Raw genomic sequence first — 17,040 nt, 5'->3', positions numbered from 1 at the left:
CTAGGTCGCCGTCTACCTGGTCTACGCGGGACTGCGCGGGCATGCGGCGGTCGACCGTGAGCTGTACGTCCCGCGCTCCTGGACGTGCGACCCGGACCGCTGCCGGGCCGCGGGCCTGGGCGAGGACACCGCTTTCGCGACCAAGCCGGAGCTGGCCGCCCGCATGATCGGCCGGTACCTGGACGCCGGGCACCGCGTGGGCTGGGTCGCCGGCGACGAGGTCTACGGCGGCAATCCGAAGCTGCGGTCCGCGCTGGAAGAGCGCGGGATCGGCTACGTGCTCGCCATCGCCTGCTCGGCCGAAGTCAGCACCAGTGCCGGGAAGTTCCGCGCGGATATCCTGGCTGCGAAGGTGCCGAAGCGGGCCTGGCAGAAGCTGTCGGCGGGGGCCGGCGCCAGGGGGCATCGCTTCTACGACTGGGCCGTCATTGACCTGGCCGAACCCAGGTCCGGCAGCCACCGGCTGCTGATCCGCCGGAACCGCACCACCGGTGAACTCGCCTACTACCGCTGTTGGTCGCCCGCCTCGGTGCCGCTGGCCACGCTGGTCCGCGTCGCCGGATCGCGGTGGCGGGTGGAGGAGACCTTCCAGTCCGGAAAGGGCCTGGCCGGACTGGACGAGCACCAGGTCCGCCGCTTCACCTCGTGGTCTCGCTGGGTCACCCTGGCCATGCTCGCTCACGCCTTTCTCGCCGTTGTCCGCGCCGACGAACACACTCGCCGGCCCGCCCCGGACAGTCTGATCCCGCTCACCTGCAACGAGATCCAGCGACTGTTCACAGCATTCGTCCGGCCCATGCGCGACGTGGCCCACCGGCTTCGCTGGTCCGACTGGCGGCGCCGCCATCAGGCCCGAGCCCGGGCCGGCCATTACCGCCGACAAGCCGTGAATCAGACATGAAGATCACGATCTACAGCTGGAGTATTAGTACTCCAGCCGGACTTCTGTATTTACCCTGGTCAACGGCCTGGCAGCGGGGAGTGTAGCGGGTGCGCTGTGGTCGTGGGACGGTCTTGCCGGGGCCGTCCCACCAACGTGTGCCCGCGCCGCATGTAATGACAGCGCGACGAGCAGTCCGTTGTCGTGATCCACGACGTACCGACGAACGCCTGGGACCTGGAACTCGAAGAACTCTTCCTGCGGATCGGTGGACGCTTCTCCCGTGTGGAACCACGCCGGCGGATGCGGGACTACGTCCGCGGGCTGCTCGGCCCGGTCGGCCGCAAGAACAGCTGGCAGCTCGCCGAGTACGCCGGCCACGCCACCCCACACGGCCTGCAGCACCTGCTCTCCCACAGCCGGTGGGACGCCGACGGCCTGCGCGACGACCTGCAAACCTACGTCGCCGAACAACTCGGCATGCCAGGCGGTGTGTTGATTGTCGACGACACCGGATTCGTGAAGAAGGGCACCACCTCTGCCGGAGTGCAGCGCCAATATTCCGGCACAGCCGGCCGCACCGAAAACTGCCAGATCGGGGTGTTTGCCGCCTATGCCACCACCCGCGGCCACGCCCTGGTCGACCGCGAGCTCTACCTGCCCAAGTCCTGGACCGGTGACCGCGAGCGCTGCCGAGCGGCCCGCGTCCCCGACGACCGCACCTTCGCCACCAAGGGCGACCTCGCCCGCGACATGATCGAGCGCGCCCTGGCCTCTCCGCTCCCTTTCACCTGGGTCACCGCCGATTCCGCCTACGGCCAGGACTCCCACTTCCGTCGTTTCCTGGAAGACCGCGGCCTCTTCTACGTCGTGGCCGTGCCCAAGTCCCAGCAGGTGAACGGCCCGCGCATCGACCATCTCATCGAGCAGGCCCCGCTCGAGGCGTGGCAGCGTCTGTCGGCGGGGCAGGGAGCCAAGGGCGAGCGCTCCTACGACTGGGCCGCCGCCCGTCTGCCCGCCGTGGCCGAGCCCGACGGCGGCGAGCCGACCCGGCAGCGATGGATGCTGGCCCGCCGCAGCATCAGCAAACCCGACGAGATCGCCTACTACCTCGCCTGCGCCCCGCTCGAGGCCACCGCCGCCGACCTGGTCCGCGTCGCCGGTTGCCGCTGGAAGATAGAGGAGTGTTTCCAGAGCGCGAAGAACGAGTGCGGCCTGGACCAGTACGAGGTCCGCCGCTACGTGGGCTGGTACCGGCACATCACGCTCGCCATGCTCGCCCACGCGTTCCTCGCGGCGATGGCCGCCCAGGAACGCGAAAAGGGTGACACGGCCGACACGCCCGACCTCGTGGACCTCACACCGGCTGAAATCCGCCGTCTGCTGGCAACTGAACCCCGCCGCTATCCTGCAGGCCGCGACCACGCGGTGAACTGGTCCCGCTGGAGACGCCGCCACCAAGCACGAGCCCGACGCTGTCATTACATGCGGCGCGGGCACCCGTTGGTGGGACGGCCCCGGCAAGACCGTCCCACGACCACAGCGCACCCGCTACACTCCCCGCTGCCAGGCCGTTGACCAGGGTAAATACAGAAGTCCGGCTGGAGTACTAATACTCCAGTCAGAATTCGTGTCCTGAGCTGCTGGTTGTCGTTGTCCGGGTATGGACGCGATACCTGAAGTCGATTACTGGAAGGCCGAGTTGGAGTCGGTGTTCGCTCGGGTGGCGGGCCGGTTCGCTCGGGCGGATCTGCGGTGGCGGATGCGTGACTACGTCCGCGGCCTGCTGGCGCCGGTCGGGCGGAAGAACGGCTGGCAGCTGGCCGAATGGGCCGGCCACCGTGACCCGGCGGGCCTGCAGCACCTGCTGAACGGCGCCCGCTGGGACGCCGACGCGGTCCGCGACGACGTGCGGGACTACGCCGCCGAACGGCTCGGCCCGGGCGGTGTGCTGATCATCGACGACACCGGGTTCGTCAAGAAAGGCACCGCCTCGGCCGGGGTGGGCCGGCAGTACACCGGCACCTCGGGGAAGATCGACAATTGTCAGATCGGTGTGTTCGCCGCCTACGCCACCAGTTCGGGCCGGGCCCTGGTCGACCGGGAGCTCTACCTGCCGAAAGCCTGGACGTCCGACCGCGAGCGGTGCCGGACGGCGAAAATCCCTGACGAACGCGGCTTTGCGACCAAGGGCGAGCCGGCCCGGGAGATCGTGCGCCGCTGCCTGGCCGCCGGCCTGCCGGCCGCCTGGGTCACCGCGGACGAGGCCTACGGGCAGGACTGGAACTTCCGCCGCCTGCTCGAGCAACTCGGCCTCGGTTACGTGGTGGCGGTGCCCAAGTCCCAGCAGATCAAGTCCCTGGCCGGCGCCTGGCGCATCGACCAGCTCATCGACGAAGCCCCCGCCGACGCCTGGCAGCGACTGTCCTGCGGCGACGGCGCCAAGGGACCGCGCGTCTACGACTGGGCCGCGGCCAAACTGCCCGCCAACCTCGTCTTCGACCCGGATCCGCCGACCCATCACCGCTGGGTGATGGCCCGCCGCAGCCTGTCCGACCCTTCCGAGATCGCCTACTACCTCGCCCACGCACCCGTCGGCGTCGAGATCGACGAACTGGCCCGGATCGCGGGCAGCCGGTGGGCGATCGAGGAATGCTTCCAGGCCGCGAAGAACGAATGCGGCCTGGACGAGTACGAGGTCCGCCGCTACATCGGCTGGTACCGGCACATCACCCTGGCCATGCTCGCCCATGCCTTCCTCACCGTTCTGGCCGTCCAAGCCTCCCACCGGGAAACCGCAGAAACGAACCGACCAGCATCGTTCCTCTCACCGTGGCGGAGATCCGGCGACTGTTGGACACTCTCCTGCCCCACCCCCGCCCCGAACTCGACCGTCACCGGCATGCCCTGACCTGGTCCCGCTGGCGACGACGCCACCAAGCCACCGCCCGACGATGTCACTATCGAAGAAGAACCAGCTCAGGACACGAATTCTGACTGGAGTATTAGTACTCCAGCCGGACTTCTGTATTTACCCTGGTCAACGGCCTGGCAGCGGGGAGTGTAGCGGGTGCGCTGTGGTCGTGGGACGGTCTTGCCGGGGCCGTCCCACCAACGGGTGCCCGCGCCGCATGTAATGACAGCGTCGGGCTCGTGCTTGGTGGCGGCGTCTCCAGCGGGACCAGTTCACCGCGTGGTCGCGGCCTGCAGGATAGCGGCGGGGTTCAGTTGCCAGCAGACGGCGGATTTCAGCCGGTGTGAGGTCCACGAGGTCGGGCGTGTCGGCCGTGTCACCCTTTTCGCGTTCCTGGGCGGCCATCGCCGCGAGGAACGCGTGGGCGAGCATGGCGAGCGTGATGTGCCGGTACCAGCCCACGTAGCGGCGGACCTCGTACTGGTCCAGGCCGCACTCGTTCTTCGCGCTCTGGAAACACTCCTCTATCTTCCAGCGGCAACCGGCGACGCGGACCAGGTCGGCGGCGGTGGCCTCGAGCGGGGCGCAGGCGAGGTAGTAGGCGATCTCGTCGGGTTTGCTGATGCTGCGGCGGGCCAGCATCCATCGCTGCCGGGTCGGCTCGCCGCCGTCGGGCTCGGCCACGGCGGGCAGACGGGCGGCGGCCCAGTCGTAGGAGCGCTCGCCCTTGGCTCCCTGCCCCGCCGACAGACGCTGCCACGCCTCGAGCGGGGCCTGCTCGATGAGATGGTCGATGCGCGGGCCGTTCACCTGCTGGGACTTGGGCACGGCCACGACGTAGAAGAGGCCGCGGTCTTCCAGGAAACGACGGAAGTGGGAGTCCTGGCCGTAGGCGGAATCGGCGGTGACCCAGGTGAAAGGGAGCGGAGAGGCCAGGGCGCGCTCGATCATGTCGCGGGCGAGGTCGCCCTTGGTGGCGAAGGTGCGGTCGTCGGGGACGCGGGCCGCTCGGCAGCGCTCGCGGTCACCGGTCCAGGACTTGGGCAGGTAGAGCTCGCGGTCGACCAGGGCGTGGCCGCGGGTGGTGGCATAGGCGGCAAACACCCCGATCTGGCAGTTTTCGGTGCGGCCGGCTGTGCCGGAATATTGGCGCTGCACTCCGGCAGAGGTGGTGCCCTTCTTCACGAATCCGGTGTCGTCGACAATCAACACACCGCCTGGCATGCCGAGTTGTTCGGCGACGTAGGTTTGCAGGTCGTCGCGCAGGCCGTCGGCGTCCCACCGGCTGTGGGAGAGCAGGTGCTGCAGGCCGTGTGGGGTGGCGTGGCCGGCGTACTCGGCGAGCTGCCAGCTGTTCTTGCGGCCGACCGGGCCGAGCAGCCCGCGGACGTAGTCCCGCATCCGCCGGCGTGGTTCCACACGGGAGAAGCGTCCACCGATCCGCAGGAAGAGTTCTTCGAGTTCCAGGTCCCAGGCGTTCGTCGGTACGTCGTGGATCACGACAACGGACTGCTCGTCGCGCTGTCATTACATGCGGCGCGGGCACACGTTGGTGGGACGGCCCCGGCAAGACCGTCCCACGACCACAGCGCACCCGCTACACTCCCCGCTGCCAGGCCGTTGACCAGGGTAAATACAGAAGTCCGGCTGGAGTATTAGGGCGTGTTGCGAAAGTCGATCTTGATCGTGAATGATCACCTGCCGTGGGGCGTGGTGATCTGACAAACGACCAGTGGGCCCGGCTTGAACCGTTGCTGCCACTGGGCAAAAAGCCGGGCCGTCCGCCGGTGTGGACCCGGCGGCAGTTGATAGACGGCATACGGTGGCGGACCAGGACCGGTGCCCCGTGGCGCGACGTGCCGGAGCGGTACGGACCGTGGGACCGGGCCTACGACCTGTTCCGGCGCTGGCAGCGCGACGGCACCTGGAAGCGGATCTTCGAGCAGCTGCAGGCCGAGGCCGACGCGAAGGGCCTGATCACGTGGGACGTCAGCGTGGACTCCACAACCGCCCGGGCCCACCAGCATGCCGCCGGGGCGCGTAAAAAGGGGCACTGCAGAAGGAGCCTCCCGGCGGCGTCGACACCGAACCCGACGACCATGGCCTCGGACGCTCGCGCGGCGGGTTGACCACCAAACTGCACCTGGCGGTCGAGCAGGGGCAAAAGCCGCTGTCGCTGCTTGTCACCGCCGGCCAGCGACACGACAGTCCGCAGTTCCAGCCGGTCCTGGAGGGCATCCGGGTGCCCCGCATCGGTCGGGGCCGGCCGCGAACCCGGCCGGACAAGGTCCGCGCCGACAAGGCGTACGGCTCCCGCGGGAACCGCGCCTATCTGCGCAGACGTGGCATCGGCTGCACCATCCCGGAGAAGGCTGACCAGGTCCGCAACCGCAAGAAGCTCGGCTCTCGCGGCGGCCGTCCGCCGAAGTTCGACAAGGCCGATTACAAGGAGCGCCACGCGGTGGAGTGCGGGATCAATCGCCTCAAGCGCCACCGAGCCGTGGCCACCCGGTACGAGAAACTCGCCGTCCGCTACGAAGCGACCGTGCTGGTCGCAGCCATCAATGAGTGGCTGTGACCAGCACTTTCGCAACACGCCCTAGTTCATCTCGGCGGCGAAAAACTTCGTCGCCTTGCGCAGGATGTCCCGCTCGACCGCGAGCTTCTGGTTCTCCTTGCGCACCGCCTTCAGCTCCGCGCGCAGAGCCGCGATCTCGCCCTCCAGCTCCTGCTTGGTGGCCTCGCTCACCGGGATGTCCTTCGTGTTGCCGTTCGTCGTGCCGCTTTCACCGCGGCGGGCCCGCTCGGCCCGCACCCAGTTGCGCAGCGTCTCCCGGCTGATCCCCAGATCCTTGCCGATGCCCTCGAGGGTGTGGCTCGGGTCCGACAGGTACAGCGCGACCGCGTCCGCCTTGAACTCGGGCGAGTAGACCTTCATCACCATAAAAGATACCTCCTGCCCGGCCCCTGCCGGGGCCGGTATCAGAGGTGTCCACCACTCGGGGACAGGTCCCTCGGTCCCGGATCAGGAACCTGGCCCTGCTGCCCGCGTCCTCCAGGTCCATGGCGAGGTTGCGGCCGAGCTGCACGATCCACTCCGCGGTCGGGTGCGCGGTGGCGCCCAGGATCCGGACGCGCCGGCTGGAGTGCTCGATGACGGCGAAGACGTACAGGCGCGCCCCGGTCAGGGTGCGGGTCTCGAAGAGGTCGCAGGCGAGCAGTGCGGCCGCCTGGCTGCGCAGGAACTCGGCCCAGATGGTGCTCTGCCGTTCGGGTGAGGGTGGGATGCCGTGCTCGCGGAGGATCTCCCAGACGGTCGAGGCGGCGACCTCGATACCGAGAGCCGCGAGCTCGCCGTGGATCCGGCGATACCCCCACGACGCGTTCTCCCTGGCCAGACGCAGGACCAGGACGCGGATCGAGCGGACGGTGGGCGGGCGCCCACGCCGCTTCGGCGCACAGGTCGCGGCGTGGCGTCGCTTGAGCAGGTTGCGGTGCCACCGCAGGATCGTGTCCGGGCGTACCAGCAGCAGGAGGTGGCGCAGCTTCTCCCTTGGGAGGTGGTGGAGCAGGCCGGCGAGGATGGCGCGATCGGTGTCGGTGAAGGCGGGCTTGCCAACCTGGCGTTGCAGGACCAGCAGTTGGTGTCGGAGCGCAAGGATTTCGATGTCCTTGTCGCGGTCGCTCATCGGCAGCAGGCGCAGGAGTGCCAGGGTGTTGGTCGTGGCGAGGTAGGCCAGGCGCAGCAGCACGACCGGTCATGATGCCGTCTTCCCCTGCCCAGGTGAAGACAGCGGGGCGGCCGACGTCGCATCAGAGAAGGCCGATCAAGGCCGTGGCCTGAGCGGATGATTTATCGGCACCCGCAGTGCCCGCCGTCGGGTCACAGCATCGGTTGGACGGACTGCTACGACGGCGCGAACATCCTGCCGCTCACCCTCAAAGCCGATCTGCTGCTGAAGCCGAATGGCGAACCGAAGCCCGTCCCGGACCACCTGATGGGCAAGGCTCGGGAACGGGCGGAGCGCGCCGGCCAGCATGCGGCGTGGATCCGCCGGGAAGCGCACCGCTAAGGGCTCCGCTGAGGTTGTAGGTCAGGCACCCTGCCTGCGGGGTGCCTGACCGCGGCGAGCGCCCGGCCGAGTTCCTGTCGGCCGGACGCTCGCGTGTCCAAGGCAGCGGCGGTGGGCTTCTATCCCCAGTCGCAGCCGGTGCCGTCGTTGTCGCGGTCGAGGTGGCTGCCGTAACCGGGTTCGCCGCGGTGGACGGGCGCGGCTCCTGCGGCTCGGGCGGCGGCACAGTTCTGGTAGTAGACGCTGCCCCCACCGCCGCCGCTACCGCCAGCGGGCTGCGCGGTGACGGTCTTCGTCACCTCCACCTCGACTTCCTTGGTCTTGGTTACCTCGACTTCGACTTCCTTGGTCTTGGTGACGGTGGGCGCCGGCTCGGGGGTGGCGGTCACGGTTTCGGTGACCGTGGCGGACGGCAGCGCGCTGGCAGCGGCGGGCTTGGCGTCGTCCTTCGGGGGCTGACTGTCGCCGGATCCGGACCCGAGGCCGATGATGAACGCCAGGCCGATCGCTGGCAGGACGAACCTCTTGCGCGCCCACTTCGGCGCGGGGTTGGCTGCGGGCGGGATGTACGGGTTGGTCATGGTGCCCCCCTGTGGATGATCGCGGAAGCGCCGACCATAGCCGCATGTAAAGGAAATGTGAAACCGTGACGGAACGTCTGATCGCGGCCCCGGTGTGAGGATTCCGGCAGCCGAGTGACCCACCCGCAGTTCGAGCCCGCAGACATGCCGGGCTCCGGTATCACCAGGGCGTGATCAAACCAACTCTGCGCGGTCTACTCGCCGCTGCCCTCTTCGCCCTGCCCCTCACTACGCCGGCCGCCGCCGCCCCCGCAGAGGTGCTGCCGCTCGCCGACGCGGTCGCTGCCCTGCCGGCCGGAGTGGAGTCCCGCGACGGCTACACCCGCGTCGCGTTCCGGCACTGGGTGGACGCCGACCGCGACTCCTGCAACACCCGCATGGAGGTACTGATCGCCGAGTCCCTGGTCGAGCCGACCGTCGAAGCTGGATGTCGGGTGACGGCGGGGGAGTGGTGGTCGTACTACGACGAGGTGACCGTTATCGAGCCGGGCGGCTTGGACATCGACCACATGGTCCCGCTCGCTGAATCGTGGGACTCCGGCGCCTCCGCCTGGACGCCCGAGCGCAGGGAGGCTTATGCCAACGACCTCACCGCCGAGCGCAGCCTGGTCGCGGTCACCGCCCGCACCAACCGGTCCAAGTCAGACCAGGACCCGGCCGAGTGGTTGCCGCCGGCTGCCGGAGCCCACTGCACTTACGCCGTCGACTGGGTCGCGACGAAGCTTCGCTGGCAGCTCACCGTCGACGACACGGAACGGATCGCCCTCGAGGAGTTGGCCGCCGACTGCGACGGGCAGACCGTCGAATATGAACCCGCACCGTAGGTCTGGTCTGGCATCCTGGGGGTGCGGGGCTGTTCGCTGCTCTGTCGCAGCGACTGGCGGGCGTCCAGTAGGCAGACCATCGCGAGGCGGTAAGACTCCGGACGGCCCCACCTGACGCGCCTCCGGGTGCCCAGTGGCGATGGTCTGACGCGATCGCCGAACCCCGAGCGCCCGGCCGGCTGGCCGTATGAACCCCGACCGCTACCACCTCACCCTCACTACGGCTGGCCGTGCGGCGATGCACGGATGGTGGGCGTCGGAGGCGACGGCGCGCGACAAGCTCACGGAGTGGGTGGGGGAGTGGGGCGGCGTTGTCAAGTTGTCTGAGGATGGCTGGCTGAGCGGGTGGCGGGGTGTGGTGGGGGCGGTTGCCGGCCCCGGGTCAGGCCGTGGTGGGCATGGCGGTCGTGCCGGTGGTCTCGTTCCAGGTGGCGAAGCGGTGGTGCATTTCCGTGCGGTACTCGGGGGCGGTCATCAGGTGCCGACGGGCCGGAAGTGCGGTGAGATGCCGCTGAACGCGGCCAGGAACCGCTGGGCTGCCCGAGGCGACCGGAAGCCCTTCCTGGCGCGTTCGCGCTGTCGTGTGGGCCGGTGGGAGTTCTCCGCCCGGTTGTTGAGGCCCTTGGGGGAGCGGTGCTCGACCGAGGGCATCAGTGTGCGATGGGCGGTGCCGTAGCTCTTCAGCTTGTCGGTGACCATCACTCGCGGGACCCGGCGCTGTTTCTTCATCAGCCTGGCCAGGAACCGCTTCGCGACCCTGGCATCGCGCCGGGACTGGACGAGGATGTCCAGGACGTTGCCGTCCTGGTCGACGGCCCGCCACAGGTACTTCAGCCCACTGTTGATCTTGATGAAGACTTCGTCCAGGTGCCATTTGTCGCCGGTCCGGGGCCGGTGACGACGTAGTCCGTTCGCGTAGGCTTGGCCGAACTTGGCGCACCAGCGACGGATGGTCTCGCAGGAGACGATGACGCCGCGCTGGAGCATGAGCTCCTCGACCTCACGGAAGCTGAGCGGGATCGGTGGTACAGCCACACGCAGTGGGAGATCACCTCGACCGGGTACCGGTGCCCCCTGTACGACGGCGACGTGCCCTCCACGGACGACCCCTCCCAGCATGATCAACCCGAAGAGCATCCCACCCGGTCAACCAACGTGACAGCGCCGGTCAAGACGCTGCGCGTCGCCACGCTCGACCAGCGCCACTTCACTGTGGTGCGTACTCGGCGCGGGGAGGCGTTCATGCTCTACCCGGCGTGACTGTTACCCCCTGGCCTGACCTGCGGTGGCTTGCGTGAAAGTCCCAACTCTGTTGCCACGTCACGGGCTTGGAGGCGCAGGATGGTCAGTGGCGAGGTTACCTTCGTGGATACGCGCGCCCCCGGCCGGTGGCGCGTCCGGTTCGCTGACCGGAATTTCTCTCTTCCAGAGGGGTATGCGAGGTGCCCCTCATCCCCGACAAGGAGGCGAAGGGCACATGGTGGATTCATTGCTGGCGGGCAAGAGCGCGCTCATCACCGGTGCGGCGCAGGGCATCGGCGCCGCGATCGCACAGTTGTTCGCCGCGCAGGGCGCCAAGGTCGTGATCGCCGACATCAACGAGGACGGCGGGAAGGAAACGGCCGCCACGATCACCAAGGACAGCGGGGAAGCGCAGTTCGTTCGGGCCGACGTCACCTCGGCGGCCGACCTCGAGGCGGCGGTCCGGGCCACCGTTGCCGCCTACGGCAGGCTGGACATCGCGATCAACAACGCGGGCATCGAGGAACAGGGCGGCGCGCCGCTGCACGAGCTCACCGAAGAGGCGTGGGACAAGTCGGTTTCGGTGAACCTCAAGGGCGTCTGGCTGTCCATGAAGGCCGAGATCACCCAGATGCTGGCCCAGGGCGGGGGCACGATCGTAAACATGGCTTCCATCGCCGGGATGGTCGGCCTGCCGCTGGGCATCGCTGACTACTCGGCGGCCAAGGGTGGCGTGGTCGCGCTGACGCGCACGGCGGCCATCGAGTACGTCAAGCAGGGCATCCGCATCAACGCCGTGTGCCCGGGTGTCGTCCGCACCGCGCTGCTCGACCAGGCAATCAACGCCGGCATGTTCACCGAACCGGAGGCGGCCGCGCTGCACCCGACCGGTGTGCTGATCAATCCCGAGGACGTCGCCCAGACGTTCCTGTACCTGGCCTCCGACGTGTCGAAGCACGTCACCGGGCACGCCCTGCCGGTCGACGCGGGCATGACGGCTGGCTGACGCCTGACCCGGCGCTAGGGTCCGTCTTCAAAGATCAGCAGGTGGTGGATCATGGCAGGGTGGTACGTCGTCATGAACTCACCGATCAGGAGTGGGAATTGCTCGCTCCGCTGATACCGAGAGCCGCCACGGGCCGGCCACGCGTGGACGACCGGCAGGTCGTCAACAGCATGGTCTACAAGATCCGGACCGGGATCTCGTGGCGCGACCTGCCGGAACGCTACGGGCCGTGGCAGACGGTCTACACCCGTTTCCGCCGCTACGCCCTGGACGGCGTGTTCACCCGGGCCCTGCAGCAGATTCAGGCTCGGGCGGACGCGGCCGGGGACATCGACTGGCTGGTGCAGATCGACTCCACCGTCGTCCGCGCCCACCAGCACGCCGCCGCGACCGGGCGAAAAGGGGGCGGCACCGGTCGGACGAACCGGACGATCACGCCCTCGGCCGATCCCGAGGCGGACTGACCACCAAGATCCACCTCGCCTGCGACGGCCGCGGCCGCCCCCTCGCGATCCTGCTGACCCCAGGCCAACGCCATGACAGCATCTGCGCACAGACCCTGCTCGAACGTATCCGCGTCCCCCGCGCCGGCCTCGGCCGGCCGCGCTGCAGACCCGACCAGGTCATCGCCGACAAGGCCTACAGATCCCGCGGCCTCCGCGCCTACCTGCGCAAACGCGGCATCGCACACACCATCCCGGAGAAGGTCGACTAGCAGCGCCACCGGCTGAACCGCGGCCGCCGGGGCGGCAGGCCACCCGGGTTCGACCGGCAGACCTACCGTCGGCGCAACACCGTCGAACGCTGCTTCAACCAGCTCAAGGGCTTCCGCGGCATCGCCACGAGATACGAGAAGACCGCCACCTCCTACGAAGCGGCGGTCACACTCGCATCGTTCCTGCTCTGGGCAAGATCCGTTTGAAGACGGACCCTAGTCTTCTGAGTCAGGAATTCCGTTCAGATGTGTAGGGTTGCCTGGTGGCACGTACTGGGCGGCCGAAGGCCGAGTTGATCCTGTCGGACGAGGAACGGGCTGCGCTGGAGGGATGGGTGCGACGCCGTTCCACGCCGCAGGCCTGGGCGCTGCGCTGCCGGATCATCCTGGCCTGCGCCACCGGCGCGTCGAACAAGGACGTGGCGGCGCAGTTGGGCTCCACACCGCATGCGGTGGGCCGGTGGCGGAAGCGGCTCGTCGAGCACCGGATCGCCGGGCTGGGCGACATGCCGCGCCCGGGTGGCCCCCGGACGGTCACCGACGAGCAGGTGGCCGCGGTGGTCACCAAGACGCTGGAGTCGACGCCGAAGAACGCCACGCACTGGTCGACGCGGGCGATGGCCCAGGAGATGGGCCTGTCGCAGTCGACCGTGTCGCGGATCTGGCGGGCGTTCGGCCTGCAACCGCACCGCACCGAGACGTTCAAGCTGTCGACGGACCTGTACTTCGTCGACAAGGTCCACGACGTGGTCGGCCTCTACCTGGACCCGCCCGAGCGGGCCCTGGTGTTCTGCATGGACGAGAAGAGCCAGATCCAGGCCCTGGACCGCTCCCAGCCGGTGCTGCCGATGATGCCCGGCGTCCCGCAGCGGATCACCCACGACTACGTGCGGGCGGGCACCACCACCTTGTTCGCCGCCCTGGAGGTGGCCACCGGCAAGGTGATCGGCTCGCTGCACCGCCGGCACCGGGCCGAGGAGTTCAAGAAGTTCCTGATCAAACTCGACCGGGAGGTGCCGGCGGGCCTGGACGTGCATCTGGTGCTGGACAACTACGCCACCCACAAGACGCCGGCCATCAAGACCTGGCTGGTCGCCCATCCCCGCTTCCACCTGCACTTCACCCCCACCGGCTCGTCCTGGCTGAACCTGGTCGAGCGGTGGTTCGCCGAGCTGACCAACAAGCAGATACGGCGAGGCCTCCACAAGAGCGTCCAGGCGCTGGAGAAGGACATCCGTACCTGGATCGCCGCCTGGAACACCGATCCCAAGCCCTACGTGTGGACCAAGACCGCGGACGAGATCCTCGAACGCCTCGCCGGCTATCTGAACAGAATTCCTGACTCAGAAGACTAGCAGTTCTGAGGATACTCCCAGGTCAGCGGGTGCGCGGCAGCTTCGCCCAATTCCTCAACTCCCGTACAGTAAGCGTCAGTTGGCGCCGTCGGCAACGAACGACCCGATGCCGTTCTCAATGCGGATCAGTCCGCGCTCACGTAGATCAGCTAGCGCCTTTCGCGCGGTCACCTGGGCTACGCCGAACTCAGCGCACAACGCCAGGATGCCGGGCAGCTTCGACCCCGTCGGGTACACGCCAGCGTCAATGCGCCGCTCAATCTCAGCGCTGATCTGTACCCACTTCGCGCGGGTCGGGTCTAGCTCCACAAGATCAATGCTCCGCGCTGCGGCAAAGTACTGCTAGGGATAGCGAGCTATAGCAAGGTCGCGTAACCTGGGTGGCCCGGCAATCCTGCCGGGACGAAAGCGCCCCAGGGCGACCGGGCAAGGGTCGACACCTGGGGCTGAGCCGACTGACTAGGAGTCGACCTAATGCGGAACCTTATCGCTGCGCTCATTGCGTGGTTCCTGCCCGCCCGTGGAAAGCGCCGCGCTACGCCGACCCCTGTCGTCCGCCGTGTTCCCCGCCCACTGCCGACGCCCAGGGCGCCCCGACCGGCCGACGTGATCGACGCTGACCGGCTTCCCCTCGTACGCCCCTTCGTCATCGCGCACGAACGGCAGCGGGAACGGGAACGGCAGCGGGAACGGCGCACAGCGGCAGCACTCGCAACGTTCGGCATTGACTACCCGTACGGTCCCCAGGGGCGTGCGGCATGAACGCTGGATTTCGCCGACTGGGGTACGACGCTGCAACCGGCAAGACGGCATACGCGCGCACGGAGCCAGGCGGCTTCCTCGACGCCATGGCCGACGTCGCAGCGCTGGAGACTGCCACCGTGTGGCACACGCTTGCCGGAGCCATGACCGACGGTCCCCAACTCAGCGCAGACGAAGCCAACTTCGTGTTGGCGCGCGTGGTGGAAGCGCTGGGCGAAGTGCTGCCCATTGCCATGCGAGCCGTGAACGCTGACGGCACGGTTGCCCGGTACGCCGAAGCCGGGCGGGATATCGGCACGGCCGTGCGCGACATGAAGCCGTAGGCGCGGCTCCGCCAAACGCCAGGAAGCCCCCTACGACCGCCCAGGAATCCCAGGTGACCGTAGGGGGCTTCGTCGTGCTCTCAGAGGACGTTCGGATTGAAGAAGTGGTAGTTCATGGTTTGTGCCAGGTTATGACTGTTTCTCCGGTGGCTCGTTTCGCGAGGTTGGAGATCATCGCGAGGCGGATCATGCTTTCGGAGTGGGCGGGTTTGGTCTCGTAGTCGCGAGCAAGGCGACGGTGCATCATGATCCAGCCGAAGCTACGCTCGACCACCCAGCGGCGCGGGATCACCGAGAAGCCCTTGACCTGCGAATTCCGAGGGACAACGTCAACGTCTATGCCCAGGACGGCACCGTGCTCGATCGCCTGTTTCTTGTAGCCGGTGTCGACCCAGGCCTTGCTGATCGTGGGGTGGTCGGCGGCGATGCGGGTGAGGAGCTGCTTGCCGGCGTCGTTGTCGGAGAGACATTGTCACGTTGGCTGACTAGCCTGGGATGATCTTGGAGTTGGTCGTGCCGGGGAGGGGGTCGCTCGTGTCGTCCGCGTTGCCGTCGTACAAGGGGCACCGGTACCCGGTCGAGGTGATCTCCCACTGCGTGTGGCTGTACTTCCGCTTCCCGTTGTCGTTCCGTGAGGTGGAGGAGCTGATGCTGCAGCGCGGCGTCATCGTCTCCCACGAGACGGTCCGCCGCTGGTGTATGAAGTTCGGCCAGGCCTATGCGAACGGACGGCGTTGTCACGTTGTTGAGGGTGTGAGTGCCTGACGGTGTGTCGGGTGTGGTGGGGCCAGCTTCCGCTCCGTGCTCAGGCCGCGGCAGACAGGCCGGCGACGCCGGTGATCTGCTCCCAGATCGCGAAGCGGATGGTCATCTCGGCGCGGTGGTCGGAGGCGGTCATCTGGTGGCGGTGAGGCCGGAAGTGGGGCGAGATGCCGCTGAACGCGGACAGGAACCGCTGGGCTCCGCCGACGGAACGGAAGCCTTTCATGGCGCGTTCGCGTTGCCGGGTGGGCTGGTGGCTGTTCTCGGCCCGGTTGTTCAGGCCCTTGTGGGAGCGGTGCTCGACCGAGGGCATGACCTCGCGGTGGGCCGCGCCGTAGGAGCGCAGTTTGTCGGTGACCACCGCCCTCGGCACCGAGCAGGTCTTCTTGAGCAGTGTGCGGAAGAACCGCCGGGCCGCAGTGGTGTCCCGCCGGTTCTGCACGAGGATGTCCAGCACGGTGCCGTCGGCGTCCACGGCCCGCCACAGATACTTCAGCTCGCCGTTGATCTTGATGAAGACCTCGTCCAGGTACCACTTATCACCGGGCCGGGGCCGACGGCGACGCAGCGCGTTGGCGTAGACCTGCCCGAACTTCGCGCACCAGCGGCGGATCGTCTCGTAGGACACGATGACGCCGCGCTCGAGCATCAGCTCCTCGACCTCACGGAATGACAACGGGAAGTGGAAGTACCGCCACACGCAGTGGGAGATCACCTCGGCCGGGTACCGGTGCCCCTGGTACGACGGCGTACTGCTCACGGACAACCCCCTACACCGTGATCAACCCGAAGACCATCCCACCCGATCAGCCAACGTGACAGTGCCGCCTGGTGGCGTAGGAGGTTTCGCCCTCCCGGGTGGGGCCGAAGACCGCTCAGATCACGGCCCGGGTTCCGGTCTCGACCAGTGTCATCAGCTCGACCTGGGGATAGCCGCTGTGCGGGCACCGCCCCAGCCGGCCCCGGTTGCGCTCGCTGTCGGGCACCTTGATCGAGCTGCAGCCGTCGAACGACACCGTCCGATACGGGCCGAAGCGCACCCCCGGCGTGGTCGGTTGGGCCAACGGCCCGGCCAGCACCTCGAACAACGCCCGCACCGGCGCGCTGCCGATTCTGCGGCGCAGATCACGGAGCGCTTTCGTGCTCGGGCAGACGATCGGCATCCCCGACAGGCCGGCGGTCAGCTTGTCCCAGACCAGTCGGTAGCCGATCTCGGGAAACAGGCACATCGCCACCAGGAAGTAGACGCCGACCCGCGAGGGCAGATCACGCAACCGTCGCTGCACGGTCCTGGTCTCGGACAAGACCGCGTCGACCAGCTCGAACGGCGTCAGTTCTCCCAGATGTCCGGGAGCAAACCGGCCCGCGGCCACAGTCACCGTACGGGTGATGGCCGTCAGCGCCGACGGCGAGACACAATGAACGGGCAACGGAGCTTCTTGCGGGACAAACTGTCTTGGACGACTGCCTGTACCAACGAGCTCCGTTGCTCCACGTCAAGAACCCCTCAACGCCCCTTGCGTGACCTGCAGAAACGCTAACTACCCGGCCTTGAGGGAAGGCCCCTCCAGCCAGTACACCGAAGCCGTCCCGACCCGGCCCC

11 protein-coding genes and 9 pseudogenes are annotated in these 17,040 nt (G+C 68.0%); 11 read left to right on the top strand and 9 right to left on the bottom strand.

The window, feature by feature from the left end; translation table 11 throughout:
- Positions 1–4: 4 nt before the first annotated feature.
- The 3 genes and pseudogenes from OHB56_RS00460 to OHB56_RS00450 form a co-directional block, all read left to right on the top strand.
- Positions 5–901 (top strand): annotated as a pseudogene (locus OHB56_RS00460) (IS701 family transposase); the annotation flags it as partial.
- A 282-nt stretch (positions 902–1,183) separates the two neighbouring features.
- Positions 1,184–2,212, top strand: a pseudogene (locus OHB56_RS00455) (IS701 family transposase); the annotation flags it as partial.
- 331 nt (positions 2,213–2,543) lie between these two features.
- Entirely contained in the window at positions 2,544–3,791 is a 1,248-nt protein-coding gene (locus tag OHB56_RS00450; RefSeq protein WP_406350982.1) for an IS701 family transposase, read from the top strand.
- A 375-nt stretch (positions 3,792–4,166) separates the two neighbouring features.
- Here the strand turns inward: OHB56_RS00450 and OHB56_RS00445 are convergent.
- A pseudogene (locus tag OHB56_RS00445) lies at positions 4,167–5,195 on the bottom strand (IS701 family transposase); the annotation flags it as partial.
- A 302-nt stretch (positions 5,196–5,497) separates the two neighbouring features.
- Between OHB56_RS00445 and OHB56_RS00440 the strand changes: the two are divergent.
- Positions 5,498–6,372 (top strand): IS5 family transposase gene (locus OHB56_RS00440; RefSeq protein ID WP_406350980.1). Its coding sequence is split into 2 segments (ribosomal slippage): positions 5,498–5,842 and positions 5,845–6,372, totalling 873 coding nucleotides; the frame shifts between segments, so codons are not numbered across the junction.
- A 21-nt stretch (positions 6,373–6,393) separates the two neighbouring features.
- Here OHB56_RS00440 and OHB56_RS00435 read toward each other — a convergent pair.
- Together OHB56_RS00435 and OHB56_RS00430 are read right to left on the bottom strand one after the other, a co-directional pair.
- A complete protein-coding gene (locus tag OHB56_RS00435) occupies positions 6,394–6,738 on the bottom strand; it encodes a transposase (RefSeq protein WP_406350978.1) in 345 nt (114 codons plus the stop codon).
- Positions 6,739–6,808: 70 nt separating this feature from the next.
- A pseudogene (locus OHB56_RS00430) lies at positions 6,809–7,546 on the bottom strand (integrase); the annotation flags it as partial.
- A gap of 96 nt (positions 7,547–7,642) precedes the next feature.
- Here OHB56_RS00430 and OHB56_RS00425 point away from each other — a divergent pair.
- On the top strand, positions 7,643–7,867 hold the full coding sequence (locus tag OHB56_RS00425) for a hypothetical protein (RefSeq protein ID WP_406350976.1): 225 nt from the start codon (positions 7,643–7,645) through the stop codon (positions 7,865–7,867).
- A gap of 119 nt (positions 7,868–7,986) precedes the next feature.
- On the opposite strand, the gene OHB56_RS00420 is transcribed toward OHB56_RS00425, so the two are convergent.
- Positions 7,987–8,448, bottom strand: a complete 462-nt coding sequence (locus OHB56_RS00420; protein ID WP_406350974.1) for an excalibur calcium-binding domain-containing protein — start codon at positions 8,446–8,448, stop codon at positions 7,987–7,989.
- A 170-nt stretch (positions 8,449–8,618) separates the two neighbouring features.
- Here OHB56_RS00420 and OHB56_RS00415 point away from each other — a divergent pair, with 170 nt between their 5' ends.
- On the top strand, positions 8,619–9,272 hold the full coding sequence (locus tag OHB56_RS00415) for an HNH endonuclease family protein (RefSeq protein ID WP_406350973.1): 654 nt from the start codon (positions 8,619–8,621) through the stop codon (positions 9,270–9,272).
- Positions 9,273–9,654: 382 nt separating this feature from the next.
- Here OHB56_RS00415 and OHB56_RS00410 read toward each other — a convergent pair.
- Positions 9,655–10,372 (bottom strand): annotated as a pseudogene (locus OHB56_RS00410) (IS6 family transposase).
- A 377-nt stretch (positions 10,373–10,749) separates the two neighbouring features.
- On the opposite strand from OHB56_RS00410, the gene OHB56_RS00405 reads away from it, so the two are divergent.
- The 3 genes and pseudogenes from OHB56_RS00405 to OHB56_RS00395 all read left to right on the top strand — a co-directional run bounded on the left by OHB56_RS00405 (position 10,750) and on the right by OHB56_RS00395 (position 13,590).
- A complete protein-coding gene (locus OHB56_RS00405) occupies positions 10,750–11,520 on the top strand; it encodes a glucose 1-dehydrogenase (protein WP_351129555.1) in 771 nt (256 codons plus the stop codon).
- Positions 11,521–11,579: 59 nt separating this feature from the next.
- Positions 11,580–12,442, top strand: a pseudogene (locus OHB56_RS00400) (IS5 family transposase).
- Positions 12,443–12,498: 56 nt separating this feature from the next.
- Positions 12,499–13,590 carry an IS630 family transposase gene (locus OHB56_RS00395; RefSeq protein ID WP_406350971.1) on the top strand — a complete coding sequence of 364 codons (1,092 nt, stop codon included), beginning with the start codon at positions 12,499–12,501 and terminating at the stop codon, positions 13,588–13,590.
- Positions 13,591–13,665: 75 nt separating this feature from the next.
- Here OHB56_RS00395 and OHB56_RS00390 read toward each other — a convergent pair whose 3' ends face one another.
- Complete coding sequence (locus tag OHB56_RS00390) at positions 13,666–13,899, bottom strand: GntR family transcriptional regulator (protein ID WP_406350969.1); 234 nt, start codon at positions 13,897–13,899, stop codon at positions 13,666–13,668.
- A gap of 449 nt (positions 13,900–14,348) precedes the next feature.
- Between OHB56_RS00390 and OHB56_RS00385 the strand changes: the two genes are divergently transcribed.
- On the top strand, positions 14,349–14,675 hold the full coding sequence (locus tag OHB56_RS00385; RefSeq protein ID WP_406350967.1) for a hypothetical protein: 327 nt from the start codon (positions 14,349–14,351) through the stop codon (positions 14,673–14,675).
- A 112-nt stretch (positions 14,676–14,787) separates the two neighbouring features.
- Here OHB56_RS00385 and OHB56_RS00380 read toward each other — a convergent pair.
- A pseudogene (locus OHB56_RS00380) lies at positions 14,788–15,141 on the bottom strand (transposase); the annotation flags it as partial.
- 29 nt (positions 15,142–15,170) lie between these two features.
- On the opposite strand from OHB56_RS00380, the pseudogene OHB56_RS00375 reads away from it, so the two are divergent.
- Positions 15,171–15,386: pseudogene (locus OHB56_RS00375) on the top strand (IS6 family transposase); the annotation flags it as partial.
- A 94-nt stretch (positions 15,387–15,480) separates the two neighbouring features.
- Here OHB56_RS00375 and OHB56_RS00370 read toward each other — a convergent pair.
- On the bottom strand, positions 15,481–16,203 hold the full coding sequence (locus OHB56_RS00370; RefSeq protein ID WP_406350966.1) for an IS6 family transposase: 723 nt from the start codon (positions 16,201–16,203) through the stop codon (positions 15,481–15,483).
- Positions 16,204–16,315: 112 nt separating this feature from the next.
- Positions 16,316–16,867 (bottom strand): annotated as a pseudogene (locus tag OHB56_RS00365) (transposase domain-containing protein); the annotation flags it as partial.
- Positions 16,868–17,040: the final 173 nt, after the last annotated feature.

The organism is Streptomyces sp. NBC_01635, from assembly GCF_045209715.1.
Taxonomy (GTDB): domain Bacteria; phylum Actinomycetota; class Actinomycetes; order Streptomycetales; family Streptomycetaceae; genus Streptomyces; species Streptomyces hirsutus.
Note: the sequence above shows the minus strand (reverse complement) of the source record. Positions and strands in the feature narration are given on the sequence as shown.

What these genes read in the sequence shown, in the direction of transcription:
- OHB56_RS00450 (WP_406350982.1), top strand. Translation starts at nt 2,544, where the DNA reads ATGGACGCGATACCTGAAGTCGATTACTGGAAGGCCGAGTTGGAGTCG.
- OHB56_RS00435 (WP_406350978.1), bottom strand. Translation starts at nt 6,738, where the DNA reads ATGGTGATGAAGGTCTACTCGCCCGAGTTCAAGGCGGACGCGGTCGCG.
- OHB56_RS00425 (WP_406350976.1), top strand. Translation starts at nt 7,643, where the DNA reads ATGATTTATCGGCACCCGCAGTGCCCGCCGTCGGGTCACAGCATCGGT.
- OHB56_RS00420 (WP_406350974.1), bottom strand. Translation starts at nt 8,448, where the DNA reads ATGACCAACCCGTACATCCCGCCCGCAGCCAACCCCGCGCCGAAGTGG.
- OHB56_RS00405 (WP_351129555.1), top strand. Translation starts at nt 10,750, where the DNA reads ATGGTGGATTCATTGCTGGCGGGCAAGAGCGCGCTCATCACCGGTGCG.
- OHB56_RS00385 (WP_406350967.1), top strand. Translation starts at nt 14,349, where the DNA reads ATGAACGCTGGATTTCGCCGACTGGGGTACGACGCTGCAACCGGCAAG.